Source organism: Robertmurraya korlensis (genome assembly GCF_023715225.1).
Taxonomy (GTDB): Bacteria; Bacillota; Bacilli; order Bacillales; family Cytobacillaceae; genus Robertmurraya_A.
This window is the reverse complement of record NZ_JAMBNS010000002.1, coordinates 37,691-63,139: the sequence shown is the minus strand read 5'-3', so window position 1 is coordinate 63,139 and position 25,449 is coordinate 37,691. Positions and strand designations below refer to the sequence as shown.

Annotated in this window: 26 protein-coding genes; 19 read left to right on the top strand and 7 right to left on the bottom strand. The window is 37.8% G+C overall.

Annotated elements, in window-relative coordinates; all coding sequences use genetic code 11:
• Positions 1-58 precede the first annotated feature (58 nt).
• The 6 genes from M3175_RS04790 to M3175_RS04765 all read left to right on the top strand — a co-directional run bounded on the left by M3175_RS04790 (position 59) and on the right by M3175_RS04765 (position 8,416).
• On the top strand, positions 59-511 hold the full coding sequence (locus M3175_RS04790) for a tripartite tricarboxylate transporter TctB family protein (protein ID WP_251515465.1): 453 nt from the start codon (positions 59-61) through the stop codon (positions 509-511).
• Between the two features lie 32 nt (positions 512-543).
• Positions 544-2,070 carry a tripartite tricarboxylate transporter permease gene (locus tag M3175_RS04785; protein ID WP_251515463.1) on the top strand — a complete coding sequence of 509 codons (1,527 nt, stop codon included), beginning with the start codon at positions 544-546 and terminating at the stop codon, positions 2,068-2,070.
• A gap of 71 nt (positions 2,071-2,141) precedes the next feature.
• Positions 2,142-3,734: an ATP-binding protein gene (locus M3175_RS04780; protein WP_251515461.1), complete on the top strand. Its 1,593-nt coding sequence runs from the start codon at positions 2,142-2,144 to the stop codon at positions 3,732-3,734.
• Positions 3,731-4,438 (top strand): response regulator, encoded by a 708-nt coding sequence (locus M3175_RS04775; protein WP_251515459.1) that lies wholly within the window; start codon positions 3,731-3,733, stop codon positions 4,436-4,438. Before M3175_RS04780 ends, M3175_RS04775 begins: the two co-directional genes overlap by 4 nt.
• A 258-nt stretch (positions 4,439-4,696) precedes the next feature.
• Positions 4,697-7,504 (top strand): M14 family metallopeptidase, encoded by a 2,808-nt coding sequence (locus tag M3175_RS04770; RefSeq protein WP_251515458.1) that lies wholly within the window; start codon positions 4,697-4,699, stop codon positions 7,502-7,504.
• Between the two features lie 114 nt (positions 7,505-7,618).
• Entirely contained in the window at positions 7,619-8,416 is a 798-nt protein-coding gene (locus M3175_RS04765) for an ABC transporter ATP-binding protein (protein WP_251515456.1), read from the top strand.
• An 85-nt stretch (positions 8,417-8,501) separates the two neighbouring features.
• Here the strand turns inward: M3175_RS04765 and M3175_RS04760 are convergent, their stop codons facing one another.
• Positions 8,502-8,987 carry a hypothetical protein gene (locus M3175_RS04760; protein WP_251515454.1) on the bottom strand — a complete coding sequence of 162 codons (486 nt, stop codon included), beginning with the start codon at positions 8,985-8,987 and terminating at the stop codon, positions 8,502-8,504.
• A 215-nt stretch (positions 8,988-9,202) separates the two neighbouring features.
• On the opposite strand from M3175_RS04760, the gene M3175_RS04755 reads away from it, so the two are divergent.
• From M3175_RS04755 to M3175_RS04735, 5 genes are all read left to right on the top strand, one after another.
• Complete coding sequence (locus tag M3175_RS04755) at positions 9,203-9,346, top strand: hypothetical protein (protein WP_251515452.1); 144 nt, start codon at positions 9,203-9,205, stop codon at positions 9,344-9,346.
• An 11-nt stretch (positions 9,347-9,357) separates the two neighbouring features.
• The gene (locus tag M3175_RS04750) at positions 9,358-9,819 is read left to right on the top strand and encodes a cytochrome c oxidase subunit II (protein ID WP_251515450.1); all 462 of its coding nucleotides are present in this window, start codon (positions 9,358-9,360) and stop codon (positions 9,817-9,819) included.
• 19 nt (positions 9,820-9,838) lie between these two features.
• The gene (locus tag M3175_RS04745; RefSeq protein WP_251515448.1) at positions 9,839-11,533 is read left to right on the top strand and encodes a cbb3-type cytochrome c oxidase subunit I; all 1,695 of its coding nucleotides are present in this window, start codon (positions 9,839-9,841) and stop codon (positions 11,531-11,533) included.
• 85 nt (positions 11,534-11,618) lie between these two features.
• Positions 11,619-12,254, top strand: coding sequence for an SCO family protein (locus M3175_RS04740; protein ID WP_251515446.1), 636 nt, complete (start codon positions 11,619-11,621; stop codon positions 12,252-12,254).
• Between the two features lie 128 nt (positions 12,255-12,382).
• The gene (locus M3175_RS04735) at positions 12,383-12,808 is read left to right on the top strand and encodes a hypothetical protein (protein ID WP_306663941.1); all 426 of its coding nucleotides are present in this window, start codon (positions 12,383-12,385) and stop codon (positions 12,806-12,808) included.
• A gap of 50 nt (positions 12,809-12,858) precedes the next feature.
• Here M3175_RS04735 and M3175_RS04730 read toward each other — a convergent pair whose 3' ends face one another.
• Both M3175_RS04730 and M3175_RS04725 read right to left on the bottom strand, forming a co-directional pair.
• Positions 12,859-13,203: a DUF3889 domain-containing protein gene (locus M3175_RS04730; RefSeq protein ID WP_251515442.1), complete on the bottom strand. Its 345-nt coding sequence runs from the start codon at positions 13,201-13,203 to the stop codon at positions 12,859-12,861.
• Positions 13,204-13,270: 67 nt separating this feature from the next.
• The gene (locus M3175_RS04725) at positions 13,271-13,834 is read right to left on the bottom strand and encodes a CBO0543 family protein (protein ID WP_251515440.1); all 564 of its coding nucleotides are present in this window, start codon (positions 13,832-13,834) and stop codon (positions 13,271-13,273) included.
• A gap of 134 nt (positions 13,835-13,968) precedes the next feature.
• Between M3175_RS04725 and M3175_RS04720 the strand changes: the two genes are divergently transcribed.
• The 4 genes from M3175_RS04720 to ilvA all read left to right on the top strand — a co-directional run bounded on the left by M3175_RS04720 (position 13,969) and on the right by ilvA (position 18,405).
• Positions 13,969-14,532, top strand: coding sequence for a GNAT family N-acetyltransferase (locus tag M3175_RS04720; protein WP_251515438.1), 564 nt, complete (start codon positions 13,969-13,971; stop codon positions 14,530-14,532).
• Positions 14,533-14,557: 25 nt separating this feature from the next.
• Positions 14,558-14,710 (top strand): hypothetical protein, encoded by a 153-nt coding sequence (locus tag M3175_RS04715; protein WP_251515436.1) that lies wholly within the window; start codon positions 14,558-14,560, stop codon positions 14,708-14,710.
• A 385-nt stretch (positions 14,711-15,095) separates the two neighbouring features.
• On the top strand, positions 15,096-16,598 hold the full coding sequence (locus M3175_RS04710) for a malate:quinone oxidoreductase (protein ID WP_251515434.1): 1,503 nt from the start codon (positions 15,096-15,098) through the stop codon (positions 16,596-16,598).
• Positions 16,599-17,235: 637 nt separating this feature from the next.
• Positions 17,236-18,405, top strand: coding sequence for a threonine ammonia-lyase (gene ilvA, locus M3175_RS04705; RefSeq protein WP_251516248.1), 1,170 nt, complete (start codon positions 17,236-17,238; stop codon positions 18,403-18,405).
• A 55-nt stretch (positions 18,406-18,460) separates the two neighbouring features.
• Here the strand turns inward: ilvA and M3175_RS04700 are convergent, their stop codons facing one another.
• A complete protein-coding gene (locus M3175_RS04700; protein WP_251515431.1) occupies positions 18,461-19,339 on the bottom strand; it encodes a MurR/RpiR family transcriptional regulator in 879 nt (292 codons plus the stop codon).
• 228 nt (positions 19,340-19,567) lie between these two features.
• Here M3175_RS04700 and M3175_RS04695 point away from each other — a divergent pair, with 228 nt between their 5' ends.
• The gene (locus M3175_RS04695) at positions 19,568-20,998 is read left to right on the top strand and encodes a 6-phospho-beta-glucosidase (protein WP_251515428.1); all 1,431 of its coding nucleotides are present in this window, start codon (positions 19,568-19,570) and stop codon (positions 20,996-20,998) included.
• 77 nt (positions 20,999-21,075) lie between these two features.
• Here M3175_RS04695 and M3175_RS04690 read toward each other — a convergent pair whose 3' ends face one another.
• Positions 21,076-21,396 (bottom strand): hypothetical protein, encoded by a 321-nt coding sequence (locus M3175_RS04690; protein ID WP_251515426.1) that lies wholly within the window; start codon positions 21,394-21,396, stop codon positions 21,076-21,078.
• Between the two features lie 168 nt (positions 21,397-21,564).
• On the opposite strand from M3175_RS04690, the gene M3175_RS04685 reads away from it, so the two are divergent.
• On the top strand, positions 21,565-21,912 hold the full coding sequence (locus tag M3175_RS04685; protein WP_251515423.1) for a DUF805 domain-containing protein: 348 nt from the start codon (positions 21,565-21,567) through the stop codon (positions 21,910-21,912).
• Between the two features lie 52 nt (positions 21,913-21,964).
• Here M3175_RS04685 and M3175_RS04680 read toward each other — a convergent pair whose 3' ends face one another.
• On the bottom strand, positions 21,965-23,632 hold the full coding sequence (locus tag M3175_RS04680; protein ID WP_251515420.1) for a ribonuclease J: 1,668 nt from the start codon (positions 23,630-23,632) through the stop codon (positions 21,965-21,967).
• A gap of 130 nt (positions 23,633-23,762) precedes the next feature.
• On the opposite strand from M3175_RS04680, the gene M3175_RS04675 reads away from it, so the two are divergent.
• Positions 23,763-24,263, top strand: a complete 501-nt coding sequence (locus tag M3175_RS04675) for a hypothetical protein (RefSeq protein ID WP_251515417.1) — start codon at positions 23,763-23,765, stop codon at positions 24,261-24,263.
• Positions 24,260-24,757 carry a hypothetical protein gene (locus M3175_RS04670; protein WP_251515415.1) on the top strand — a complete coding sequence of 166 codons (498 nt, stop codon included), beginning with the start codon at positions 24,260-24,262 and terminating at the stop codon, positions 24,755-24,757. The genes M3175_RS04675 and M3175_RS04670 overlap by 4 nt, the downstream gene beginning before the upstream one ends.
• A 39-nt stretch (positions 24,758-24,796) precedes the next feature.
• On the opposite strand, the gene M3175_RS04665 is transcribed toward M3175_RS04670, so the two are convergent.
• Positions 24,797-25,411, bottom strand: coding sequence for an acetate uptake transporter (locus tag M3175_RS04665; RefSeq protein WP_160545440.1), 615 nt, complete (start codon positions 25,409-25,411; stop codon positions 24,797-24,799).
• Positions 25,412-25,449 lie beyond the last annotated feature (38 nt).

Sequence of the window (25,449 nt, the reverse complement as noted above, 5' to 3'; positions counted from 1 at the left end):
ATAGTTTGGGGGAGGAGGCTTCCTTCTCCCCTTATGCCTTTTTGAAAGGGGAGTACCAATGGATATTAAGTTCGATCGTATCGCTTCTGTACTGTTTTTAGCAATAGGAGTTCTGTTTATTATCGGGAGTCGAAATCTCGCTAGCACTTCATATGGAAGTTCTGTAGGGCCTGATATTTTTCCTTCCATTCTCGGTGCCTTACTTGTCCTTTTAAGTATTCGTTTGTTTTACGAAACTTTTGTAACGAGAGGCCATCAAGGTGAAAGAGAGAAGTTGCAGTGTAAGCCATTTCTGATCATCTTTCTTGCTACGCTTTTTTATATTTTGACATTAGAAACAGTTGGGTACGTCATTACCACTTTTATCTTTTTATTTGTCTGTTTTCAGACAATGGAACGTACAAACTGGGTAAAGTCGCTCATCATATCTGCTTGTTTTTCAGGAATTGTGTATTTTCTATATGTACAATTGTTAAAAGGAACTCTTGCTGGCTGGCCAATTTGGTTTTAGCTTTGACAGGGGTGTAGAGAGGAGAAGGAAGCATGGACACACTTGACTATTTATTTCAAGGTTTCGGTACGGCACTAATCTGGTATAATCTTGTATTTGCATTTGTTGGAGTGTTAATAGGTACAGCTGTAGGTGTGCTGCCTGGTATTGGCCCGATGAGTGGGGTAGCCCTACTGATTCCAGTTACGGCATCCATTACGGGGGGACTTCCTCCCGAGCAAGCAGCTACGAGTGCAATTATTCTACTTGCTGGGGTGTATTATGGAGCAATGTATGGTGGTTCGACCACATCCATTCTATTAAATACACCGGGGGAATCTTCATCGGTTGTTACGACGTTGGATGGATATCAAATGGCGAAAAAAGGGAGAGCAGGAAGTGCGTTATCGATAGCAGCAATTGGTTCATTTGTGGCTGGGATCGTGACTCTTATTGCACTTATTGCATTGGCCAAACCACTGTCAGCAGTGGCACTCAAATTTGGACCCGCAGAGTACTTTTCTCTTATGTTATTAGGTCTAGGTGCTGTTAGTGGTTTAGCAGGAAAATCGGTTACAAAGGCATTGATTATGACCATTTGTGGGTTACTTCTTGGGACGATTGGTATTGATAGTGTCTCAGGAATTGCTAGATTTACATTTGATGTTCCATGGCTCTTTCAGGGAATTGAATTTTTAACGATAGCTGTTGGATTATTTGCACTAGGTGAAGTTTTCAAGACCATTTTAGAAAAAGAAGAAGAAGAGGTTCATGTTGCAAAAATCAATAATTTACTTCCTTCCAAGGATGAATTCAAGGAATCAGCTGGACCAATTGCTAGAGGTTCAATACTAGGCTTTTTTGTAGGAATATTACCTGGTGCTGGTGCGACACTCGCTTCCTTCTTTTCTTATATTCTGGAAAAAAAGATTTCTAAGAACCCTTCTAAGTTTGGTACGGGATCCATTGCAGGGGTTGCAGCGCCGGAGTCTGCAAATAATGCAGCATCGGGTGGTGCAATGATCCCGTTATTAACACTTGGTATTCCAGGTTCAGGTACCACTGCCATTTTAATGGGGGCGTTAATGATGTATAATGTCCAACCAGGGCCGTTGTTATTTGAAGACCACCCACAAGTAGCCTGGGGACTGATTGCTAGTATGTTTATCGGAAATATCATGCTATTAATTTTAAATCTTCCATTGGTAAAAGTGTTTGCGAAAATTATTCAAACACCAAAGCAATTTTTGATTCCTATTATTATCGCTATCTCCATCTTTGGTGTGTACGCTGTTCAAGTTTCCACATATGATCTATTGCTTTTGTTAGGATGTGGGATTCTAGGGTACTTTTTAAGCAAGCATGATTATCCAATCGCACCAATCGTACTAGGCTTGGTATTAGGACCGATGGTTGAAAATAACCTGCGAAGAGCACTAACCATTTCGAATGGAGATTTCAGCGTGTTTTTGACCAGACCGATTTCTCTAGCTTTTCTACTTATTACACTTCTTTGGCTAATTATTCCTTTCCTGATGAAAAGAAGAGGGAAAGAAGTCATAATTAATGTGGAAGGATAAATTATTTGAAATAGTTCGAAAACTCCTTTTAATAAGGAGTTTTTTTACTATAATGGAATAGAGGTGTTTGGATGCGTTTACATACAAAGTTAATGCTCGGAATTTTTATTGTTATTGTTGTGATTGGGAGTTTATTTGAGTACACCTTTAAAGAAATTATGGAATCAAATCTAAAAAATGAAATGGGTTCAAAAGCGTTATCCGTGGCCCAATCTGTCGCAAATATACCGGAAATACAAGAAGCTTTTCAGACAGAAGATCCGGCTGCCATTATTCAACCCATTGCAGAAAAAATCCGAAAGCAAGTTGGCGCGGAATTTATTGTTATCGGGAACTTAGAAGAGGTCAGATATTCCCATCCGAATCCTATACGTTTGGGGCAGAAGATGGTTGGGGGAGATAATAGTCGAGTTTTTAAAGGGGAATCAATTATCTCAGAGTCAACAGGGACATTAGGACCTTCACTCAGGGGGAAAACACCAATTTTTCACCATGGGGAAGTCATTGGTGTGGTATCTGTTGGGTATCTACAGACGGATATAGAGTTGAAGGTGGCAAAAATACAAAAAAAGATATTCGTGGTAACCTTTATGATTTTAATCGGGGGCCTACTAGCGGCTCTATTAATCTCCTTAAATATTAAAAAAGCCATGTTTGGATTAGAGCCAAAGGAAATTGCTTGGATGTATCAGGAGAAACATGCCATTTTAGAATCGATACATGAGGGAATTATTGCAATAGATACAGATGGCAAGATCACAGTTGTTAATGAAACAGCTCATAAAATTTTACGAGTACCCAATGAGGTCTTACTCCGGGGGAAAAGAATTGAAGAGGTGTTAGAGAACACAAAGCTCCTAAGTGTGGTTCGGACAGGAATGGCGGAATATGACCAAGAAATGATGATTTTTGGTTCTGTTTATTTGGCCAATCGTATTCCTATTCATAATAAAAAAGGGAATGTTATTGGAGCGGTTGCCAGTTTAAGGAATAAATCCGAGTTAGCACATTTACTACAGGAATTATCCCATGTAAAGGCTTATGCAGAGGGATTACGAGCACAAACACATGAGTACTCCAATCGACTTTATACTTTATTAGGATTAATTCAATTAGGGTCATATAGAGAAGCAATTGATTTAATTTCTCATGAGGTAGATGTTGCTCAAGGGTTCGTTCAATTTCTGATGAAAGAAATTCCAGATCCTATTATTGCTGGATTTATCCTAGGTAAGACAAGCTTGGCGAGTGAATGGAAGGTGAATTTCCTTGTAGATAGAGAGAGTAGTTTTAAAGAGGTTCCTCATGATATGAATCGAGACTCGCTAGTTACGATAATTGGAAACTTGATTAACAATGCTTTTGAAGCAGTAAGGGACAACCAGAAAGAAGAAAAAAATGTAACCCTGTTTCTAACCGATCTTGGGAAGGATCTAATTATCGAAGTTGAAGACAACGGTATGGGTATTGAAAGTAGCAGAGGTGATTTGATTTTTCGTGAAGGGTATTCAACCAAGAACAAAAAGAGCAATGCGGGTATTGGTCTTAGTCTCGTTCATAGGGAAATTGAAACTCTAGGTGGATCAATTACTTTTTCATCCCATTCAGGGGAGGGAACCATATTCACAGTAGCGATACCGAAAAATAGGGGGAGTATGCAATGAGGAATCGGGAGATCGAAGTGCTAATTGTCGAAGATGATCTTAGAATTGCTGAGATACAAAAGCGGTATATAGAGCAAATACAAGGGTTTCAAGTCGTTGGGATTGCCGCAAGCTATCTAGAGGCGAGAACATTGATTGATATCTTGAAGCCAGATTTGCTCCTGTTAGATGTTTACTTTCCGGATATGAATGGATTGGACTTGCTAAAAGAAACAAAACAGCTTGAAAAGCATACAGATGTGATCATGATCACCGCTACAAAAGAGTTAGATAAAGTTCAAGAAGCCATTAGTATCGGTGTATTCGATTATATGATTAAACCTGTCGTCTTCGATCGTTTTAAGCAAGCATTGCAACGATATCAAGATTTTCATAATAAATTACAATTATTAGGAAAAGAAAACACACTTATTACACAACAAGAGGTTGACAGTCTTTTACGGAAAGAAGTAGAAATAACTAGTAACAATGATCGATCATATTTACCAAAGGGAATTGACCCATTAACCCTTGAAAAAGTACTAGAAGTACTAGGGAAAGTAGGAGTAGGACTAACGGCAGAAAGCGTGGCAAAAGAAATTGGCATTAGTAGAACAACGGCCCGCCGTTATTTAGAGCATCTAGTATCCGTAGAAAAAATTGAAGCTGATTTAGCCTATGGGACAGTTGGCCGTCCTGAACGTGTGTATATTGTAGAAAGATAAGTTGATATAAACCTCTTCCAAATATGAGAAGAGGTTTTTTTTATGGCGAATTTTGTAAAGAGTGAACAAGCAAAGTATTCGAAAAATCCGATAGTACTTTGAGCCTTATGAACTAATAATTAACAATATATCCAAGGTGAATGGCGGAATTTGTCGATAAAATCCCTTCGTATATCGAACTAAATTCCCTGTTTGTTATCCGAATATTCTGTTACGTTAACTTGGTAGTCTATTATATACATAGAAGGGATGATTTTTTTGAAGAAACGATTTACGGCTTTACTAGGATTCTTATTAGTTCTAGCCCTATTCACACAGGCTGCATTTCCTGTTCTAGCTACTGAAACAGTCGAAGCCTACGATGTGATAGAGTTAGAGACTAGTAGGTCTTTATTCTCACTAACAGAGGTTAGGACAGTTGAAGTTCAAGCGGATTTTGGAGAGAATGTTGAATTAGGTCAACTAGAATTTCAATTTGGAGGGAAGAGCCTCTCTGAATGGAAAAAGTGGACAAGTGGGACAAATTATACTGGTGCCCCTTTTATTAAGGTGATCGAAGAGCCGCATTTTGTTGATGGAACAACAACCATCAAGGCAACATTAGAGTTTGGTCTTCTTTATAATAGAGACAATCTCTCGAACCGTACGATTCGTACGCAATATCAACAATTTATTGGAGACTATGAGCTAGCATTAATTAATCCTGAAATTCAAACGAAGGCAGCAAAAACGGTCAAACTTAATGTATATGATCAATTTCATTTCTATGAGGAATTAAAGCCAACCATCGATCAAGTTTTCGAGGAAGCAAATGCGGCAAATGACCGTTATCTCGAGTACCAAAGTCTTGGGAAAACCGTACAAGGTCGCGACCTGCATTTTGTTATTCTAGCAAGAGATCAAGACGCAGTTGATAAGTATTTGAACGAAACTTTACCTACCGCATTAGAAAATCCTGATTCATTATTAGAAAAGCTTGATAATGGAACAATGGGAGATTATCAAGTTCCCGTATGGATTAATAATATTCACCCGGATGAAGTAGAGGGTGTGGATGCACAGGTTGAGTTATTTAAGAAATTTGCTCTTGAAGAGGAAGTCACATTTAATACGGTTGTTGACGATCAAGAAAAACCTGTGACATTGAATGTGGATGAAGTTCTTGATGATGTCATCTTCCTTTATATGTTTACGAATAACCCTGATGGCAGAGTTCTAAATACTAGAGCAAATGCAAATGGACTTGATTTGAACCGTGATAATCACTATCAAACTCAAATCGAAACACAGGAAGTCACTCAAGAGATTGCGAAGTGGACTCCGCTTTCCTTCCTTGATATGCATGGCTACGTAAGTGGCTTCTTAATTGAACCAACTACTCCTCCGCATAACCCGAACTTTGAATACGATTTACTTTACGGAAATATGATTGACCAAGCTCATGCGATGGGGAAAGCAGGGATTAGTAATTCTGCTTATAATTCTTATGAAATTCCTGCTCTTGACTACGGTGATGGATGGGACGATATGACTCCAGCTTATACAGCAATGTATGCGATGCTGCATGGTTCACTTGGCCACACGATTGAAACACCAGCATTAAGTCAGAATGGATATGATGCTATGTATGGTACAGGTCTTGGTGCAACGCTCTATGTTACTGAAAACAAAGATGAACTGTACAAAAACCAGCTTGAAATTTTTAAGCGTGGAGTAAATGGGGAAGACAATCGTGCTGTGGATGAATACTTTGTCAATGCTGACGGAGAATCCATTGGTCGTGTAAGAGGAGACAACGAAAACTTCTTCCCAGAATATTATGTAATACCTGCTGATGTAGCGGGGCAAAAAAATACTTTAGAAGCAACGAAAATGGTGGAGTATTTACTTCGTAATGGTGTAAAGGTCGAACAAACGACAACAAACACAGTTGTTAATGGTGTCACTTATTCAAAAGGAACATATGTAGTGCCTATGAACCAAGCAAAACGTGGATTGGCTAATGCGATGCTTTATAAAGGTGACGATGTATCTGACTGGGGAGCTATGTACGATCCGATCGTTGTAAACTTCCCTGCTTTAAGAGGTTTTGATATTAATGAAGTACGTGTATCCAAAGCTTTTGAAAACAAAACGACAGAAGTAGAAAATATTACATTACCAACAGGTGAAGTAGTTGGTAAAACACCAAAGCAAGTATTATCAAACACAAATAATGACACAGTGAAACTAGTAAATGAACTACTAAAAGACGGTAAAGTCGTTGAAAAAGCATTAGAAACAAAAGGCAAGGTGAATAAAGGCGATTATATTGTGAGTACAAAAGATTTAGCTGGATATGCTGACTATTACTACGAAGCTTCCCCAGTTGGTACGACACAAAATGTAAAAACAGAAAAATTAACTCTTCCTAAGGTGGCTGTAACGGGGTCATCCCAATTAATCTTCTCGGTGAAGGAATTAGGATTTGAACTAGTGAGCCAAGCGGATGCAGATGTAATTGTAAGTGATAGTGGTACATTTAATGCTAGTAGTCTTGCAGGGAAATCATATGTTGGTATGGGTGTTTATGCGCTTAATGCTGTGAAAAATAGTGGTTTGCTACCAGGCTATGAGTGGGATTACACTAGCGCAGGTCACGAAGGTCTGTTAAAAGCAAAAGTAAATGATCATGCACTAACTTCTGGCTATAAGGCCGATGAGCTTCTGTATACAACCAATGGAGCATGGATTACGTCTGTTCCTAAAGAAGCAGAGGTACTTGCAACTGTAAGTAGCAGTGATGATTTCTACGTTGCTGGCTGGTGGCCAGGACATGAAGAGGCAAAGGGTCAAACACTAGCCTTTACACAAAATCTTGAAGACACGAACATCACTTTATTTGCGAATGATTTAGCTTTTAGAGCACATACACAGCATAGCTATCGTCTACTAGCTAACAGCATCTTTGCTTCGGTTGGATCCGAAGTAACGAAGAAGGGTAAAGGCTCTGTAAAGGATAAGGTCACTAAAAAGAACAACCAGGTGGATTCATCCTTCTTTGAAAAAGGAAGAGATAGAGAGTAGAAACAAAAAAAGGAAGGTTCTCAACTCTAAGTTTGAGAACCTTCTGTTTTTTAATGAAAATTTTAAATAATGTGATAATATAACGGTAAGTAAGGCAGTGAAGGGAGAAACCAGATGGTATTACATATGGAAGATGTTTCGTTAATTAGAGGAGAAAAGTGGATATTACAGCGTATTAATTGGAGCATTCTCAAAGGAGACAACTGGGTACTATTTGGGCTAAATGGTGCGGGAAAAACTGCATTGCTCAATTTAGTAAATGGCTATTATTATCCAACAAAAGGGAAAGTCAACGTGCTAGGTAGAGAATTCGGAAGAGATCCTATTGGAGGCGAACTCCGAAAGCATATTGGGTTTGTATCGTCTTCTTTACAACAAAAATTCCATCCTGGTGATAATGCCTTTGAGGTCGTATTAAGTGGTGCTTTTGCTTCCATTGGTCTTTACGAAACACCCTCAGAGGAAGTTAGAGAAAACGCCATCACTTTATTGCAGGAGCTTGGCTGCATCCGTTATGCGAATCGTAATTATGAGAATCTCTCGCAAGGAGAAAAGCAAAGGGTTCTTATCGCACGTGCTTTAATGACAAATCCGTCTCTACTAATTCTGGATGAACCTACGAATGGCTTAGATTTCATTGCACGAGAAGAATTTTTAGAAACAATTGAGGAAATTGCTAAAAAAGAAGATGCACCAACAATGGTTTATGTAACTCACCATGTAGATGAAATTTTGCCTTTTTTTAATAAAACCTTGCTATTAAAAGAAGGACATGTTTTTTCGGCAGGAGAAACAAACGAAATAATTTCAAGCTCTATATTATCACGCTTCCTTACTATGGATGTAGAGGTGATTTGGAAGAACGGTAGACCATTGGTTTCTAAACGTATAACAAGTGAACAAATCTCCTAAGCCTTCTAATGATTAAAAGAATTCCAGTGAAAAGGGGATTGCTTGATCCATTTTAGAGAGATTCCCCTTTTTAGTGGTAAAGATATTACTTGCTACTATTCCTAATTATCGATATATGCTTAGGTAATAAAAAGCCGAAAGTTAGAAGGAAAACGAAAATGGAAATAGACCAATGCCATCCTTTGTATTTCATATATCCAGAATGGATCATCCCCAATTCTATTAAAAGGGATAGAAAAGTAAAAATAATTGTCAATTTCCATTTATTTTTCTTTGTTAGGTAATTTAAGTAAAGAATAGAAAGTGAGGTGGGTATAAAGGTATAACTGAGAATATCTCCAATGCCAGCCTTCTTTGGGTGACCAATATCAAAAACATCAATGACCCTAGCAATCATAGCATCGGAAAACCATGTAGCAAAACCGACAATCCCGAATGTAATATAGATTTCCCTCCAAGTAATATACTTTTTACGTACCAATAGAGCTGTAGCGGTTAATAAAATGCTTATAATTACAGGAAACCATAAGCCCTGTGCTCCAAAATCTAAATTCTCAATGATTTTCTGCATTTTATATACTCCTTAATAAAGTTAGACTTATTTTTTCTCATGGCAAATTATATATACTAGAAATCCAAGAAAGGTTGCTTTCCAAAGAGAAGGCAGCTTTTTTTATTTACATGAGCAAAGTTGTTAAAGATTTTTTCACAACTGTGATTTGGTTCACTACAGTGATTATCATTCTCAAATTATCATGGAAGTAAGAACATTAAGGGGGAATCACTATGAGCGATAACAATGTTGAAAATCAAGTGGAGAGTCATTTGACAACATCAAAGGTAGGGACTTGGATTTCTGTCGGGATGGTTGCAGGAGTAATACTTGTTTCTTATTTTATTTTATTTGGATTTTATATGAGTCGAGTGTAGGGGGGAAAAACATGCATCTGGATGAAAAAATTTGGCTAACACTAAGTTTCGGCATGATTATGATATTTATGTTAATCACAGGTTATCAGACCTTTGCTCTTGAGATGGGCCCACCAAGTCATCAGGAAACGATTGATCCCGAGAAGGTAGATCAAACCGCACCCTTTAATGAACCAGGAATAAAGAAAATTGGTGAGAACGAATATGAAGTGGTGATGACATTGCAAATTTTTAGCTTTACTCCGAATACGATTGAAGTTCCTGCTGGATCAAAGGTTCACTTCATTCTAACTTCAAAGGATGTGGTACATGGATTTGAAGTAGCTAACACAAACATCAATGCCATGGTTATGCCAGGACATATTCAGAAAATTACACAAACGTTTGATCAACCAGGTGAGTATTTAGTGTTATGTAATGAATATTGCGGGGCTGGCCATCAAATGATGAGCATGACCATTAGCGTGAAATAATCAAAAGGGGGGACGTATATTGGAAACAGTAATAACTTCAAAGGAAAAAGTGACGGTTTTTAACAAAGCCAATCAAGTGCTTGGAATTCACTTAGAGGATGCAAGAATCACGAAATCATATTTATTGGTTGCTTTTATCGCATTACTTCTTGGCGGATTTCTTGGCTTGTTACAGGGACTGAACCGAGCGGGTGTATTGGAACTACCTGTATGGCTCAATTACTATCAAATTCTTACAGCTCATGGACTACTACTGGTAGTGGTGCTTTCGGCTTTTTTTACAATCGGCTATTTCTATGCAGGATTATCACATACGTTAGGAGGACTTCTTCCTAAAGTGAGAAAAATGGCGTGGATTGGTTTTTGGATGAAAATGTTTGGTTTTGTCTTAGTTGTCATTCCTATTTTAATGAATGAAGCTTCTGTTATGTATACATTTTATCCACCTATGGCCGCTCACCCTATGTTTTATTTTGGACTCGTTTTTATTGTACTTGGGGTATGGATACTTGCAGCTGGAGCTTTTGTGAATGTTTCCCACTGGAGAAAGAATCATAAAGGACAGCATCTCCCTATTCTTGCTTTCTTTGCTACAGGTGTATTTGTTCTATTAGTTGGTGCAACAGCGTTTGTTGCGGTAGAAGTACTTTTTATGATTATTCCATGGTCACTAGGTTGGGTGGATACGATTAATGTAATGGTGGCACGTACACTGTTCTGGGCATTTGGACATACGGCAGTAAATATTTGGTATTTAACAGCTGTTTCTGCCTGGTATGTCATTGTGCCAAAGATTATCGGAGGCACCCGATTTAATGATTATTTAACCCGTGTAGTGGTCATTGCCTTGGTTATTATGAATATCACCGGTGGATTTCACCATCAAATTATTGATCCAGGTATTTCGCTCCCGATTAAATTCATGCATGTATTTATGAGTTTGGCTATTGGTTTTCCTTCTTTAATGACGGCGTATGCCATGTTTAGGGTTTTCGAACGTACCGGTAGAAGAAAAGGTGGAAAAGGAGCCTTAGGATGGTTGAAGAAACTGCCTTGGGGGGATGTGCGCTTTCTATCTCCTTTCATTGCCATGGCAGCATTCGCCCCTGCTGGAGCTGGAGGAATCGTTCAGAGCACCAACCAATTAAATCAGGTTGTTCATAATACGATGTGGATCGTAGGTCACTTTCATTTAACTCTTGGAATGACAGTAGTGATGACATTTTTCGGTATTAGTTATTGGTTAGTTCCCTTCGTTTCAAAACGTGTATTGACTCCTCAAATGAATAGAATTGGGGTAATCCAAACCATTATTTGGACGATGGGAATGGTCATCATGGCTACATCTATGCATATTGTAGGGTTGCTAGGTTCTCCACGTAGAACATCTTATACCACATATGGCGAGCATGTGGCAGCCCAAGCTTGGGACCCATATATGATAATGATTGGAATTGGCGCAACGTTTTTATTAATTGCAGTTATCATTCAAGTGTACGCCATATTTAATATGATGTTTTTCGCTCCAAAAGGGGAAACAGAGTTCCCTATTGCCGAGGTTGAAGCAGGAGAATTTCCAACACCATATTTAACCGAACGCTGGGGTATTTGGGTCATCACGATGTTAATCGTTGTTGCAATGGCCTATGTATTGCCATTAACAGATATGATCGTTAATGCACCTCCAGGATCGCCACCATTTAAAACATGGTAACAAATTTGATAAATAGATAGCTCGAAAGTGTGGGCTATCTATTTATGATTTTATCTACTCTGCTTAGGATATGGAAGTGATCTCCGTGCTAAAAAACCGACATACTACTATCTCACTTATCGTGGTAATTTTGTTTGGATTTGTTTTGTTTTACATCGGAACAGATGGATTTAAAGCATTTACTGCAGAAACTGCCAGGTTGAAAGAGCTAAAGGAGGAAAAGCCTGTCTTTCCACAGGTAACAATGGAGGACAGCAAAGGCCGAACGTATTCTCTTTCCGAATTTGAAAATAAATATGTATTAATTACCTTTCTGTATACATCCTGTGGTACTGTCTGTCCTCAGTTAGAAAAAAATATGGCAGAACTTTATGAGAGACTTCCTCAATATGTAGGAAAAGAAATCGTATTTCTAAGTATAAGTTTTGATCCCACTAGAGATGACCCAGATAGATTAGAAACGTATCGAAAGGCTTTTGGTAGTGATGGAGACACATGGAGAATGGCAAGAATCGTCGATAAGGACGAATTAGATTTGTTGCTGGAGCGATTTGGTGTCATTGTTATTCCAGATGGAAACGGAAACTTTACCCATAATTCTGCCTTCTATTTAGTAGATAAAACAGGGAGATTAAGTGAGGTCATGGATTATACAAGAATTGAGGAAGCTGCTGATACAATTGCCACCTTGATTGAGAGTGAAAAGGGGAATAAGAAATGACATCCTTCATATATGGCCTGTTGTTATATTTTTTTCTCATGATACCCCCGGTAGCTAACTTAGTCGAATCCATAATGATTACACATATGCATATGCAAATGCCCTTCCTTGTTATAGCGGGGTTCTTAATGGGCAAACTCTTTCAACAAAGATTTCCGCTTTTCTTTAAAAAATGGAATAGCAATGGAATACCTGGAATCACCTTATTTTTAATCATTATTATCTATTGGACGATCCCTCGAACGATGGACGAGGCACTAACGGTACAAAGTGTTGAAGCGTTCAAATTTTTAAGTTTGCCATTTCTAGCAGGAATTCCATTAAGAGACAGCTGGAGCAAACTCAGCTCCCTTGGAAGGAATATGGTGATTGTCATTTTTATGATTAAATACTTTGGGATGGGAGCTCTCTATATTTGGTGGCCAAGTCAATTGTGCAACAACTATCTATTAATTGACCAACTCACCCTCGGCTGGGGATTTATAACCACCGCTCTTTGCCTATTATTTTACTTCATTTATTTGTTTATGATAGACCCTTCAGACTATGAGTAATACAGATATAGATATAAAAAGCCCAACAATTTTTTTGTTGGGCTTAATCACTATTGCCTAGTCGTCTCCCTATATTTAATATCTTTAATTTGTTCGGTTTTATTATCGAAAGTAATATCAACAAACACACCGAATTCTTTGCTGTCTGTTTTTAACCAAAGCTTAAATTTTTCTGTAGAGTATTTGGTTCCTTTTTCTCTACCGATGTGAAGATAATCAATAATATTAGCTTGGGGATATTTTTCTTTTGTTTTCTTCATAGCTATCTGGCCCCATTTAGCATAGGGAGGTCCTTGTTGTTGTTCAGCATGTGTTTCTTGGCTAGTATTAATGATTGAAAAATCTCCAAATAAGAATAAACCAAAAAGCAAATGAACGGAGAGAATTATTTTCATGACCAAAACCTCTTTTTTATTTTAGTCTTTTTCATGTGTCTTCAAGATATACGAAATGCTATGATTTTTATCCATTATCAAATGAACGATAGCTTTTAATCTTTGTAAGCCAATAGGCTGTAAAGTAAATAGTTAAAAAAATAATAAAATCATACAAAGTGGACCAATTTTTAGGATTGTAAAAATCAATAGCATCAAAGAAATTCATTCCTCCAAAAGCAGCAATGGATGAGAATATAACTCCCTTTAATAAGGGATTCATGTTTGGTTTTATTTGTAGTGCAAACATTACTGCAACAGGTGCTAAAGAGAAGTGATAAGGTAAAAATAGAAAAGGTGCTAAAGGGATGATTACCATAGGATACGACCAGAGTCCTAAAGATAAAGCAGCAAGGTCTATTGTTAGTGACATTATGATTGTCATCAAACCGCCTAAAAGAAGACGTCCAGTACTATCCTTCTTTCTGAACGCAAACCAGACAATCCATGGAATAATAAATAGGGCGAAACCAAGCCACCATTGCCAAGTAGAAACAAATTCTTCCGATACAATTTTTGCAAATAAAGAACTGATATCAGTTAACTCGTTATAAGCTTTTTCTGATTGATCGAGACCTTTCTCAAATGCCATTTCCTAACAACTCCCGAGTGAAGTAATAATATATTTTTTTCTGTTATGTACTAACTTATGTATTGGGATCTATTATAAAAAAAGAAAAACCAAATCCTCACGATGGAAAGTCAAGTTAGATGGGAGGAATCTATATGAAAATTAAAACTGTTGATACGTGGAACGATGAACTTTGGCAAGACGCAAGTCCCCTCTATTCGGAGGCATTTGAAGATAAGGGGGCCAAGCCGATTCAGATTATCAAAAATATGTTTTCACAAGGAATTGCCGAGCTTCATGTGGGTTATAACGAGTCAGTAGCGGTTGTTATGGCTCTCACTGGGAAGCTAGTATCTGACAAGGTGATGATCATCGATTATATAGCGGTATCTGAAATAGAGAGAGGCCATGGGCTTGGTAAGCACTTTGTTGATTACCTGCGACAGAAAGCAGCTGCTGAGGGGTATCAGAAATTGATTATCGAAGCAGAGTCAGAGGAAACATCAGATAATAGAAGGCGGATCCACTTTTGGCAATCATGTGGCTTTTTCCTCACAGAGTATGTCCATCACTATATCTGGGTCCCGGAAACCTATCACGCCATGTATGTTCCCCTCATTGCCGAATCGAGGAAGGTAACAGGAGAAGAGCTGTTTAGGTTTATCAATACCTTTCATCGCCTATCATTTCGTGGTGGTGGGAAAAAACCAACTGGATAACCACGCAGAAGGTGTTACAGTTGAATTGAGCAATGGAATAAATCAATTGGTGGAGTGGGAATTACTTACTTGGAGTGGAAAAATGAATGACGGGGGAAGAATTGGTGCCTTCGTTAACGAAACATTAATGAAAATGAATGAACCCTTCTTAACAGAAGTGAATCGTCCCATTGGTTAAGAAATAAGCTTTGCTATTATGCAAAGGCCTATTTCTAATGGATGTTTCCCAGATATCAAAAGAAATTTGTTCTTTTATAACCAGTATCCTGAAATAATGATATGTTCAAACTTTAACTATGACTCCACTGTATAAGTATGCGAATTAACTATATTGAAAGAAGCTGAATCAAGCTGAATTTTTGCGTGGTGAAAGGCTTTAGTGGAATGAATTCTCATTTTTTTTGCTTGAAATAATTTATAATTATCAGATAATACTAGATATTTTAATCTATAATTCATTATAATAGACTATAATAGGATTAGAAATTAGACAGAATAGGTGTGTTCATAAGTAGCGCTCACATCCTTTCTGCGAATTTAGGATATAGATAAGGAAGGTAAAAATGAGAAAAAGAGAAACTACATCAGACGTTTTCTTAATTGGTGCCGGAATAATGAGCGCTACGTTGGGAACACTTCTGAAAGAATTAGTACCAGAATGGAAAATTACAGTGTTTGAAAAGCTCTCGAAAACAGGAGAGGAAAGCTCGAACGAATGGAATAATGCGGGTACAGGACATGCCGCGCTGTGCGAGCTGAACTATACGGTTGAAAAACCGGATGGATCTGTAGATATTAGTAAAGCCATAAAAATTAATGAACAGTTTCAGATTTCTATGCAGTTTTGGTCATATCTTGTAAAAAACAGGCTGATACATAATCCACAGGATTTCATTATGCCTCTGCCTCATATGAGTTTAGTTCAAGGAGAAGAGAATATTGAGTTTTTAAAGAAGCGCTTTGATGCGCTGACAAATAATCCATTATTTCAAGGGATGGAGTTTTCCCAGGACCCCAAAAAATTAATGGAATGGATTCCTCTAATCATGCAAGACCGCTCATCCAATGAGCCTATAGCGGCTACAAAAATTGACTCTGGAACAGATGTCAACTTTGGTGCGTTAACACGCATGCTGTTTGCTCATTTAGAGAGTAAAGATGTTCAAATAAACCATAACCAAAGTGTGCTTGATATTAAACGTACTAACGATGGATTGTGGGAATTGAAAGTGCGGAATCTTGAAAGTGGCACGGTTGAACATCATGCAGCCAAATTCGTCTTTATTGGGGGCGGAGGAGGAAGCTTACATTTACTCCAGAAATCAGGTATTCCAGAAGGAAAACATATTGGTGGTTTTCCTGTAAGTGGAATTTTTATGGTCTGTAATAATCCAACTGTGGTAGAGCAACATCATGCAAAAGTATACGGAAAAGCAAAAGTTGGGGCACCGCCAATGTCTGTGCCGCATTTAGATACAAGATTTATTGACAATAAAAAATCCTTATTATTTGGCCCGTTTGCTGGCTTCTCACCTAAGTTTTTAAAAACAGGTTCTATATTTGATTTAGTCACTTCTGTTAAGCCGGATAATCTCTTAACGATGTTGGCTGCTGGGGCTAAAGAAATGTCTTTGACAAAGTACCTGATTCAGCAGGTGATGTTAACAAAGGAACAACGTATGGAAGAATTACGTGAGTTTATCCCCAATGCCAAAAGCGAAGATTGGGATTTAGTTGTAGCAGGTCAACGTGTGCAAGTGATAAAGGACACAGAAGATGGAGGCAAAGGAACGCTCCAATTTGGTACAGAAGTAATTACTGCAGAAGATGGTTCCATTGCAGCATTACTAGGAGCTTCTCCGGGTGCTTCAACCGCCGTTCACGTCATGCTAGAGATCATGAAAAAATGCTTCCCACAACATATAAATGAATGGGAACCAAAAATTAAAGAGATGATCCCCTCTTATGGCCAATCATTAATGGAAAACCCACACCTATTGCGAAGAATTCATGACTCCACCGCTGAAACACTAGGTTTAACCGAAAAAGAACTGGTTTTTAGTTAGTAATAGACTGAACCTCTAATCGAATTTTGATTGAGGTTCTTTTTTTATAGTGTAAGGGTAAGACCGCTTCTATTAATTTGATTAATTGGACCTACAAAAATTTAACAACCCAGAATGAAAACGTATGTTCGGTATGATATAATAGAAACGACAATAGCATAGTTGCAGGGTGGGGCGATTGAGCCTTCCTTATGGGAGGTGACAAGCGTGGATTTAGATTCAGCAATGTTCATAATAGCATTGGTAACTCTAATCGTACTTTTAATTGATAAAATAAAAAAGTAAAACCCACCCTGTATCTTTGGCCGGAACAGGTGGGCTTTACCTTGTAAAGAAACCGTATTGTTGATCGCCAATCGCACATTCTGCGATTATGCATTGTTAAGGTAGGCATGTGTTCAAAGCACATGCTTATTTTAAATATCTGGATGATCTACCCTTATTATAGACTAATTTTAGTGAAAAATAAATTAATTATAATATAATCTAATACTTTCTTATAAGAATATGTGAAGGAATTTTGATGAGCGGATTGTCACTACATATTTCCAATAATGATGCACATCCTACTACTAAATAATAGGACCTAGGAGGAGTTGCTGTGAACCTAGATAACATCATTATTGCCCGAGAGAAGATGAAGGGCATTGTGCATGAAACTCCTTTGGATTATTCCAAAACGTTTAGTGACCTTGCTCAAAACGAAATATATTTAAAGCTAGAAAATCTTCAAAAGACAGGATCCTTTAAGGTGAGAGGATCTTATAATAAACTCATCTCTTTAACTGAAGAGGAATTAAAAAAAGGAGTGGTAGCTGCGTCTGCTGGTAATCATGCTCAAGGTGTTGCCTATTCCAGTCAAATGCTTGGAATTCCATGTACGATTGTCATGCCAAAGGGAGCGCCGCTCAGTAAAGTACTTGCAACAAGGCAATATGGGGCAGAGGTAATATTAGAGGGAAATGTGTTTGATGAAGCCCTTGCTTTCGCTATAGAACTGAACGAAAAAAGAGGTGCGACATTCATTCACGCCTTTGATGATGAGGCAGTCATCACAGGACAAGGAACAGTGGGGCTAGAGATTCTTGATCAGCTTCCTGAAGTAGAGGCAGTTATTTGTCCGGTTGGCGGTGGTGGACTGATAGCTGGTGTAGCAATGGCGGTGAAGGAAAAAAATCCTAATATTGCTGTATATGGTGTTCAAACCATGGCCTGTCCTAGTATGAAGCAATCGTTAATGGAACAGAAGCCCGTTGCCATTAAATCTGCACCAACTATGGCAGATGGAATTGCTGTACAAAAACCAGGAGCGAGCAATTTTGAAATTGTAAAAAAATATGTAGATGATATCGTGTGCGTGGATGAAATGGAAATAGCACGGACCATGCTTATGCTTTTAGAAAGAAATAAATTACTAGTTGAGGGGTCAGGGGCAAGTTCTCTTGCCGCATTATTGTATAAAAAAATAAATATAACAAATAAAAAGGTGGCCGCTGTATTAAGTGGGGGAAATGTAAATGTTCATTTTATTTCTAGAATTATTGAGCGTGGACTTGTTGAGTCAGGAAGGTACGCGAACTTTTCTATCATTTTAAAGGATAAGCCTGGAGAGCTTCAACGGGTGGTCAGCTCGATAACGGAATTAGATGCCAATATTCAAGATGTTCATCTCCATCATGTGGGGAAGAATATTTATCCTGGATACGCACAACTCGATCTATCGGTTGAAACCAAAAATAATGAGCATATTGAAGAGCTGTATCGTGTTCTAAAAGAGAAAGAGATTCAAGTAACGATGGAATCATAAGTTACTTAGTAATTTTAGGGGCCTGCTTTAACGGATGTTGGCTAAAGCAGGCTTTTTAGTTTTCTTCTAATACGATACTGCTGACCACTCTTTCTTCTGTATTCTTGGCAATTTTCGTTTTGTATTCTAGATTTTCGTGATAGTTCATTTTGAAAATACAAGAATAAAGGATATCCAAAATTAAATGAATGGAGTTATTGGTTGAATAGTAGGCAATTTTTGAATACAGTTTTTCACGGGTAGAAATGTATAACGTACAATCTGAATAGTTTTTTAAACTGTTTTCGCTAAGACTCGTTAAAGAAATAATAGGTGTATTTCTATCCTTCAATACCTTGGCAATTTTAATAACCTCATCGGATTCTCCAGAATACGAGATTAAAATCGCTGTGTTTTTAGGTGTAGAGTTGTTAGCTACAAATATCTGCTCTTCAGGAACATTCATTAATTCCACATGGCGATTAATACGAAGCATTTTGTGCTTGAAGTCATACGCCATTAACAGGGAATTGCTTATTCCATATATATTAATGATATCAGCCTTAGCTAGTAGCTCTGTCGCTTTTCTTAATTCTTCATTTTTTAATAGTTCCAATGTATCTTGGACCGTTTCGGTTGCTAAATGACCAATTTTTGAAGCGATGCTCATCAAGCTATCCTGTGGTTCAAAAGGGAAATTTGGATCAATATTAGAAAAATGCTGGTTTAAATAGTGGATCTCCTCAAGATATTTCTCTTTTAATTCATTCCAGCCGCTAAATCCTAATTTTTGTGACAACCGAACAACAGTGGAAGGGGAAGTAAAGGTAGCTTGTGCTAAATCCTTTGTTGACAAGTGCTGGATATTTTCCTTTTCTTTTAAAATATATGACGCAAGTACTTCTTCGGACTTTGATAAAGAGTCCATTGATTCAAGCTTGTTCGAAATGATCATAATGTAATTATTTTACTCCTTTTTAAAAAGGTATTTCATTATTTGATTATAAAAAGTAGAAAAAAATAGAATGCCATTCTAATCTACTTGGAAAGTCTTTCACTTCAAATATTCTTCCTATACTATATCACTATAAGTTAGTGAATGAAATAAACATGAAGCTTATAGCCTGGGTAGTTTCGGGTATGATAAGCGGAGTGATTTCAATAGTAAACGGAGGAACAAACCATGGCATTTCAAGAGAACTTTTTATGGGGCGGTGCAGTTGCGGCACATCAAGTAGAAGGTGGATGGAATAAAGGTGGAAAAGGCCCGAGTGTGGCTGACGTGATGACTGCTGGCGCACACGGTGTCCCAAGACAAATTACGGATGGAGTTTTAGAAGGAAAGTTCTATCCTAATCATGAAGCCATTGATTTCCACGGCAATTATAAAGAAGATATTGCACTATTTGCAGAAATGGGCTTTAAATGCTTCCGTACAAGTATTGCTTGGACGCGTATTTTTCCAAAAGGTGACGAAGTGGAACCGAACGAAGAAGGCTTACAATTCTATGATGATATGTTTGACGAACTATTAAAGCATGGCATTGAACCTGTCATTACATTAAGTCACTTTGAAATGCCTTATCACCTAGTGAAGGAATACGGTGGTTGGCGTAACCGTAAAGTGATTGAATTCTTTGTACATTATTCAAAAACAGTGATGGAACGTTACAAAGACAAAGTAAAGTACTGGATGACCTTTAACGAAATTAATAACCAAAAGAATACAGCCAATCCTCTGTTTGTTTGGACCTGCTCTGGTGTTCAATATAAGGAAGGCGAAAATAGAGAAGAAGTCATGTACCAAGCGGTTCACCATGAGCTGGTTGCAAGTGCACTAGTGGTGAAAGAGGGCCACAAGATTAACCCTGACTTCCAAATTGGATGTATGGTTTCGTTCGTACCTATTTACCCATTCTCATGTCATCCAGACGATATGATGCTACAAGTTGAATCGATGCATGACCGTTGGTTCTTTGCGGATGTACATGCAAGAGGACATTACGGTGCATATGCCCTAAAAGAGTGGGAAAGAAAAGGATACAACATTAAAATGGAGCCTGAGGATGCACAAATTCTTGCCGAAGGAACAGTAGATTATATCGGATTCAGTTACTATATGTCTGATGCAGTAAAAAGCGGTGTAAATCAGGTAGATGAAAATGATGTCGTGGGTTCTAGCTCAAGTGTTAAAAACCCATTCGTTAAAGCATCTGATTGGGGCTGGCAAATTGATCCAGTAGGTTTAAGATATTCTCTAAATCAATTATGGGAAAGATACGAACTTCCATTATTTATCGTTGAAAATGGCTTTGGTGCTGTTGATGTGAAGGAAGAAGATGGAAGTGTAAATGATGACTATCGTATCGACTACCTACGCTCACATATTCAAGAAATGGAGAAAGCCATTGAGCTAGATGGAGTTGAGTTAATGGGTTACACTCCATGGGGCTGTATTGATTGTGTATCTTTTACAACAGGTGAAATGAAAAAGCGCTACGGCTTTATCTATGTTGACAAAGACAACGAAGGTAATGGAACTCTAGAAAGATCCAAGAAAAAGTCTTTTGACTGGTATAAAAATGTCATTGCAACAAATGGAAAAGAGCTTTAGTTAATAATAAAAACTGACTTTGGGCTTGATACCAAAGTCAGTTTTTTAGTTATGATTGCAATTAAGTATTTCTTACATTATTTTCGAACTTTTCTAGATAAAAGGGCGGCGTGACCTAACAGGATTCCAACAACTGCAGACGCCATGAGTGTAATAAATACAGGAGGTAAACTATCATTGATAGGTCTATAAATATTGATAAGTAACCCCATAACAAAACCAAAGGCTGCTAGTGAGGAAGTGAGAATCGTAAACTTAATACTCCTAACGGGAATACTTAGCATAGCACTACCGATTAACCCCATAAAAAAAATCACAAAGATGAAATAGTCACCTGACAGTCCAACAACTAACCCTCCTATCCCAAATCCTAAAGCACCTAAATACCGAACATTCACCTTCATCCCTCCCTAAAATTCCCCTTAGAATATATATATTCAGGTGTATAGAAGAAGGTTTTTAAATAGTCAAAACAGACTTGAAATCACGTAGTGAATAACTTTAAGAAGGTTTGTACAATATAATCTATACCTGTTTAGCACACTTCGTTCTTGGAGGGTCATAAAATGCAATGGTATATGAAAGTTCTAAAGAATTATATTGGGTTTCAAGGGAGAGCTAGGAGAAAAGAGTACTGGATGTTTTTCCTATTTAATTTTCTCATTACCATTTTGCTCTCATTGATCGAAACGATGCTCGGTCTTGGAGGAATTCTATCCGGGATATACGGATTAGCTGTTTTGTTACCTTCAATAGCTGTTAGTGTACGCCGTCTGCATGATATAGGAAGGACAGGGTGGTGGATGCTGCTCTCCTTTATCCCTGTAATCGGATTAATCGTGCTATTAGTTTTTGCAGTGCTTGACAGCCAGCCAGGTGAAAATAAATATGGACCCAATCCAAAGGGTCAATGAAAAAGGAACCACCTATTTTAAATAGGTGGTTCCTTTTTATTCTTCAGGATACTTAAATTTCTATAATTACCGGTAAGATCATTGGTTTTCTCTTTGTTTGAGTAAATAAGTAATGACCAACTGATTTTTTTATATTTTGTTTCATAACATTCCACTGTCGAACGTTTTCTGCCTGTAAATCATTAACCGTTTTTTTCGTCAAACGGTTGATTTCTCTAATTAGATCTTCGGAATCCTTAACATATACAAAACCTCTTGTAATTGTATCAGGACCTTGGATGATTTTTCGATCCGCTTTACTAAGGGTAATAACAATAACGACCATTCCATCTTCAGACAGTTGTCTTCGATCTCTAAGGACAATTTCTCCTACATCTCCCACACTGACTCCATCAACATAAGTGTCCCCGTTAGGGATGCTACGAGTCTGAACAGCCATTCCATTCTCAACATCAACAACATCACCATTTTTAATTATAAAGGTGTTTCCTTTTTCGACGCCAACGGACTCTGCTAATAATCGATGATGGTGAAGCATTCGATATTCCCCATGAATAGGGACAAAATATGTAGGCTTCATTAAGGTAAGCATGAGTTTCAGGTCCTCTTGATAACCATGTCCTGAAACGTGCATCCCAGTTGTACTACCAGACCCATAAATTACCTTTGCTCCGAGTTGAAATAGATTATCAATAATGCGCGAGACATCCTTTTCGTTACCTGGAATGGGAGAAGCAGCTAATATAACTGTATCCCCAGGATAGATCACCATATCTCTGTAGTTTCCAGTAGATAACCGAGAGAGGGCAGCCATTGGTTCCCCCTGGCTACCGGTACAAAGAACAGCTACTTTTTCTGGTGCCAATTCATTTGCCGATCTTGCATCGATAATCATACCTTCAGGAATATTAACATAGCCCCTTTCCATTGCTACTTGTACGACATTTACCATACTGCGTCCAACTAAGGCCAGTTTTCGATTCGTTTTAATCGCTGCATCCACTACTTGTTGAACGCGATTTACATTGGAGGCGAAGGTAGAGACAAAGATTTTACCATCTGCACGCAGAAAAGCCTCGTCCATATGATTTCCTACCATTTCTTCAGAAGGAGTTAATCCTTTTCTCTCAGCATTTGTACTTTCGGAAATTAATACGAGTACACCTTTTTTACCGATTTCGGCCATTTTGTGTATGTCAGAATGCTGATGGTTGGCAGGAGTTAAATCGAATTTGAAGTCGCCGGTATGTACCACATTTCCCTCAGGGGTATGGAAGACAATTCCAAGACAATCAGGAATACTATGACTAACCTTAAAAAAGGATACTCCGACTTCTCCAAAAGTTAGCTCTGATTCAGCGTGTACCTCGACGAGTTTGGTATCTCCTGTTAAACGGTGTTCGTCTAACTTCAATTCAATTAAACCTAAAGTAAAACGAGTTGCATAAATAGGAACATTTAGTTTTTTGAGAAAATAGGGAATTCCACCAATATGATCTTCATGCCCATGTGTAACAATGAGGGCTCGGATTTTTTCTTTGTTTTCCTCTAAATAAGTGGTATCAGGGATGATTAAGTCTATTCCTAATAAGCTTTCATCAGGGAATTTTCCTCCACAGTCAATGACGAGCATGTCATCTCCATATTGAACGACATACATATTTTTACCAATTTCATTTACTCCACCAAGAGCGAAAATGGATAATCTATTTTGGTTCATATGAAAACCTCCTTTTACCAATGTAGTTTAGGAATAGTGTTCCCATATATAGATGGGTTATTATTACCATTCGAAGGGAAGTACGCGAATGAGCGTTTTTTACATAACTGAGTGATATTTGAGGAAAATAATGATAGGTATTAGACAAAAGGAGAGGGTCTATCTGAGTCTTGTTTATATAACCATTACGGCGTGGTTGACGATTCTATTTTTTGCTCTACTCCCACAAAAAGTAAACCGAGTGACAAATGTGATTGTATTTTTTGTAACATCTATTGTGGATATTAATAAGCTTACGTTAAACATATCAACATTCAGTCTAATTAAGCCAATTGTTACATATAGCCATTGGTTAGCATTGGTCGTGTATCGAGATATAACGATGAGCATCATCTTATTAATTTTTGTTAATGTCTACTTCACAACACAGGCAAAGAGGGGAAAATGGGGGATAACCATTCTTACATTCTTCCTACTATTGGCTGGTTCGCAAGTTTTACGAGCATATAATATTATTCAATATACAGGTTGGACCATTTACTATGAAATAATTTGTATTGCAGCATTAATAGGAATAACCCTTTTAACTGCACGTATAACGACAAGACTTGACGGTGGAAAAACAATATGACTAACATCATATATGATGACGCATTTAATTGGAATGAGTGGACGGTTTTAATCATTATCAGTTTAGGTTTTACCATTTTCTTTCTTCTACCTAAAAAATTTTCATCAACTGTTACAGTTGTGAACCTGTTATATGGGGTAGTTATTGGTCTTGTATTTGATCATACAATAGCAATTGAACCGCTTGACTTCTACGATGTGGGAGATGAATCCAAATACCAGTTATTTGATCTCTTTTCCTATACGATGTATGCACCGGTGGGCTACCTATATATTTATTTATATGAACAATTACAATTACCTGAAAAAAAATATTGGCTGATCTTATATATTCTTTTCTGGTCTGCTGTTGGGATTGGTGTCGAATACATAGGGATTCTTACAGGTATTTTTCACTACAAAAATGGATATAAAATCACATATTCTTATCCTATCTACTTATTTGTTCAAGCATTACAAATCTGGTTATACCATTATCTGTTTAAAAGAAAATGAAAGGGAAGCAGTGTTAAAGCTGCTTCCCTTACGTGTGATTTATTTGAAAATCCCAAATGGTTTTCCGACAGGAATGAACACTTTTCCAAAATGATTGTTTAATACTGCAGCGGCTGACCCATAAAAAGACATGATGGCAATCAGTAATTCGGAAATTGCAGCTACCTCATGGAAAAATTCAGGTGCCACACCAAGAGTAGATAAAGAAAGACCGATAAATAAGAAATCAATAAGAACAAAGATAATAAATAATACTTTATGTGTTTCCATCGCACCAATCGTCATGTATAAGCTAAACAATAAATAGCCAATAAATGCAATCCCTAGCTGCTTTGGATCAACAGCAAGAGCCGCATTTTCTCCAAAAACACCAAGGTTGATTAACCATGAAGCACCAACACCGAACCAGAAAAGGGCAAATGCACCAAATGCGGTTGTGCCGAATGTATTATTATGTTTCGCATCATTGATCGCAGCGAATAGTTGTGCAAAACCACCAAGGAAAATGGCCCAAGGTAGAACAAAGGAAACTCCGTCTGTCCAGCCAAGTTTTTGTGATGATGCAACCAAGGTTACCATAGCTAATCCAAACAAGCCTAGGGCAGAGGGATCAGCCGTAACAACTTGGATTTTTTGTGTTTGATTTTGATTCATGTTGAAATGTTCCTCCTAATTTACAAACATACTTACAT

Coding starts and splice junctions, on each gene's coding strand:
- M3175_RS04790 (WP_251515465.1), top strand. CDS start 59: ATGGATATTAAGTTCGATCGTATCGCTTCTGTACTGTTTTTAGCAATA.
- M3175_RS04785 (WP_251515463.1), top strand. CDS start 544: ATGGACACACTTGACTATTTATTTCAAGGTTTCGGTACGGCACTAATC.
- M3175_RS04780 (WP_251515461.1), top strand. CDS start 2,142: ATGCGTTTACATACAAAGTTAATGCTCGGAATTTTTATTGTTATTGTT.
- M3175_RS04775 (WP_251515459.1), top strand. CDS start 3,731: ATGAGGAATCGGGAGATCGAAGTGCTAATTGTCGAAGATGATCTTAGA.
- M3175_RS04765 (WP_251515456.1), top strand. CDS start 7,619: ATGGTATTACATATGGAAGATGTTTCGTTAATTAGAGGAGAAAAGTGG.
- M3175_RS04760 (WP_251515454.1), bottom strand. CDS start 8,987: ATGCAGAAAATCATTGAGAATTTAGATTTTGGAGCACAGGGCTTATGG.
- M3175_RS04755 (WP_251515452.1), top strand. CDS start 9,203: ATGAGCGATAACAATGTTGAAAATCAAGTGGAGAGTCATTTGACAACA.
- M3175_RS04750 (WP_251515450.1), top strand. CDS start 9,358: ATGCATCTGGATGAAAAAATTTGGCTAACACTAAGTTTCGGCATGATT.
- M3175_RS04735 (WP_306663941.1), top strand. CDS start 12,383: ATGGGCAAACTCTTTCAACAAAGATTTCCGCTTTTCTTTAAAAAATGG.
- M3175_RS04730 (WP_251515442.1), bottom strand. CDS start 13,203: ATGAAAATAATTCTCTCCGTTCATTTGCTTTTTGGTTTATTCTTATTT.
- M3175_RS04725 (WP_251515440.1), bottom strand. CDS start 13,834: ATGGCATTTGAGAAAGGTCTCGATCAATCAGAAAAAGCTTATAACGAG.
- M3175_RS04720 (WP_251515438.1), top strand. CDS start 13,969: ATGAAAATTAAAACTGTTGATACGTGGAACGATGAACTTTGGCAAGAC.
- M3175_RS04710 (WP_251515434.1), top strand. CDS start 15,096: ATGAGAAAAAGAGAAACTACATCAGACGTTTTCTTAATTGGTGCCGGA.
- ilvA (WP_251516248.1), top strand. CDS start 17,236: ATGAAGGGCATTGTGCATGAAACTCCTTTGGATTATTCCAAAACGTTT.
- M3175_RS04700 (WP_251515431.1), bottom strand. CDS start 19,339: ATGATCATTTCGAACAAGCTTGAATCAATGGACTCTTTATCAAAGTCC.
- M3175_RS04695 (WP_251515428.1), top strand. CDS start 19,568: ATGGCATTTCAAGAGAACTTTTTATGGGGCGGTGCAGTTGCGGCACAT.
- M3175_RS04685 (WP_251515423.1), top strand. CDS start 21,565: ATGCAATGGTATATGAAAGTTCTAAAGAATTATATTGGGTTTCAAGGG.
- M3175_RS04680 (WP_251515420.1), bottom strand. CDS start 23,632: ATGAACCAAAATAGATTATCCATTTTCGCTCTTGGTGGAGTAAATGAA.
- M3175_RS04675 (WP_251515417.1), top strand. CDS start 23,763: ATGATAGGTATTAGACAAAAGGAGAGGGTCTATCTGAGTCTTGTTTAT.
- M3175_RS04670 (WP_251515415.1), top strand. CDS start 24,260: ATGACTAACATCATATATGATGACGCATTTAATTGGAATGAGTGGACG.
- M3175_RS04665 (WP_160545440.1), bottom strand. CDS start 25,411: ATGAATCAAAATCAAACACAAAAAATCCAAGTTGTTACGGCTGATCCC.